The 2,092-nt window shown below is 65.1% G+C and carries 4 protein-coding genes; 3 read left to right on the top strand and 1 reads right to left on the bottom strand.

Annotation, left to right across the window (positions count from 1 at the left end; genetic code table 11):
- The first annotated feature begins 68 nt into the window (after positions 1–68).
- Entirely contained in the window at positions 69–650 is a 582-nt protein-coding gene (locus H0V34_00770; GenBank protein MBA2490284.1) for a PRC-barrel domain-containing protein, read from the top strand.
- Between the two features lie 70 nt (positions 651–720).
- Here H0V34_00770 and H0V34_00765 read toward each other — a convergent pair whose 3' ends face one another.
- Positions 721–909 (bottom strand): PLDc_N domain-containing protein, encoded by a 189-nt coding sequence (locus H0V34_00765; GenBank protein MBA2490283.1) that lies wholly within the window; start codon positions 907–909, stop codon positions 721–723.
- A gap of 206 nt (positions 910–1,115) precedes the next feature.
- Between H0V34_00765 and H0V34_00760 the strand changes: the two genes are divergently transcribed.
- Both H0V34_00760 and H0V34_00755 read left to right on the top strand, forming a co-directional pair.
- Positions 1,116–1,487: a DUF4398 domain-containing protein gene (locus tag H0V34_00760; protein ID MBA2490282.1), complete on the top strand. Its 372-nt coding sequence runs from the start codon at positions 1,116–1,118 to the stop codon at positions 1,485–1,487.
- 126 nt (positions 1,488–1,613) lie between these two features.
- Positions 1,614–2,092 (top strand): DUF4398 domain-containing protein (locus tag H0V34_00755; protein MBA2490281.1); only part of this gene is annotated, 479 nt, incomplete at its 3' end.

Raw genomic sequence — 2,092 nt, 5'->3', positions numbered from 1 at the left:
CCTGAAGACGCTTTACAACAAGCTGAAACGTTATGAAGCGCACTGACAGTCGGTGCGTCCAGCCGCCGTTGACGCCAGCCGACGACCGGCCCGGGCGAGGCGGGTTCGCCGGCCGCTTTGCCAGGCGCGGTCTGATGCTCACGGTGAGCGCCGCAACAGCCTTGCTGGGGTCGCTGACCATCGGCGCCCACGCTTACGCAGGCGTCGCTGGTCACGATGCGCCAGCCTCGGTTGAGCAGGTCGCGCCCGCCAGCGGCGTTGCGCGCATCGTTCTGGCCGACAACTATTTCGGCAGGACGGTGCGAAATTTACAGAATGAGACACTCGGTGAAATCATCGATCTTGCGATTGACGGGCCGCGCGCAACGGTAGCGTACGCGGTGATGGCCTCCGGCGGCTTTTTAGGCGTGGGGCAAACATTGCACGCCGTGCCGCTGCGCGGGCTACGAGACCCGGGTGAAGACGAGGATCTGGTGCTCGATCTGTCACTGGCCGCGCTCGAGCGCCAGAGCGCTTTTGATGCCGATCACTGGCCGCAGCGGGCCAGTCTGTTGCCGCCGGGCCAACGCGGGGGCAAACCTTCGAATGGGCCTGCTGACGCAAGCAGGCGCGGCGGCGTTCCCGCGCCGAACGGGACTGGGCCGCAATAAAATTTGCCGAGCCGGCCGACAGTAGAATCGCGCGCTGGCGCCGCACTCAGACCTGTACGACCCAGATCCTCTAGCCGTTCGCGCTGCGCGGGCCGAAGATCAGCCAGGCGATAAATCCCAGCAGCGGCAGCAGCAGAATCGCCACCACCCAGACAACCTTGATGCCGGTGGAGTCGTTGCTCTGCACGACGTTGACGATCGCCCATACATCGGCAATCAGGATAAGCAGACCAAAAAATCCGCCGACTTCAATCTCCATACCGGGCTCCTCCCGTTTGTTGGTCAGGAATCGTATCATGCGTGCCGCCAGTTCTAGCGGCGCGGCATGTTATCACCCGCGGCAGGACCATCGTCACTGGCATTGCGGCCAGTAACCTTCAGTAGCTTATAATAAATTGATCCTGGTCGGATGGGGCGTCCCGCACCGACCGCCATAGCGACCCAAACACGCTCAGGAGCGCCGTTGTGAAAAAATTCCGTCTGACCTTGCCGATCGGTAGCCTGGCCCTGATGCTGGCCGGTTTATGCGGTTGCGCGAGCACACCGCCGCCGCTTGCGGAGCTCGCGCGCGCGGATACCGCCATCCATCTGGCCGACCAGTCCGACGCGCGCACGTATGCACCGGTGGAGCTGGACAGCGCGATCATGAAGCTAAAGCAGGCCCGCGCGGCGCTGGTCGCCGAAGACTTTCCCGTCACGCGGCGGCTGGCGGAGCAGGCGCAGGTCGAGGCCGAACTCGCGCAGGCCAAGGTGCAGAGCGGCAGGGCGCAGCGTTCCGTACAGCAGCTGCGTGAGAGCATTCGGGTGCTGCGCGAAGAAGTCAGTGGCGTGCCTTAAGATGACGTCGTTGGTGCGCACAGGGCGATCTTCGACGCGCGAATTTCGATCGGGATGCAGAGTTCGGGTGCGTGCGCTATCGCCCGTTTCAAACGCGCGGCCGCGCCGCGAATTTAAGGAGTAACGATGAATATTCGTCCAATCGGCAACCTGGGAATCGTGACACTCGCCGGCGCGCTTGCCGCGGGCTGCGTGACGACGCCGGCCGACAACCCGGCGGTGAGCCAGGCGCAAAGAGCCTATAACAGCGCCGTCAATGATGCTCAGATCGTCGAGGCCGCGCCCTTCGCGCTGCGCGAAGCGGAGGATGCGCTGCGCACCGCCGAGCGGCTGGCCGCCGCCGGCGCCGAACAGGACGATATCGACCATCATGGATACATTGCCGAGCAACGCGTCGCCATCGCCCGCGAACTCGCGGAGCTGGAAGCCTCGGAAACGGAGATCATGCGGGCCGAGGGCGAGCGCCAGCAGATTCTGCTGGAGGCGCGCACGCAGGACATGCAGCGCGCCACCGAGCTGGCCGAGCAACAGCGCGAGCGCGCCGAAGAGCAGGCGCGCGCGGCGGACATGGCGCGGCTGGAGGCCGAGCAGGCGCGGGACGAGGC

It is taken from the genome of Gammaproteobacteria bacterium, from assembly GCA_013696315.1.
GTDB lineage: Bacteria > Pseudomonadota > Gammaproteobacteria > JACCYU01 > JACCYU01 > JACCYU01.
This window is presented reverse-complemented; position numbering and strand designations above follow the sequence as displayed.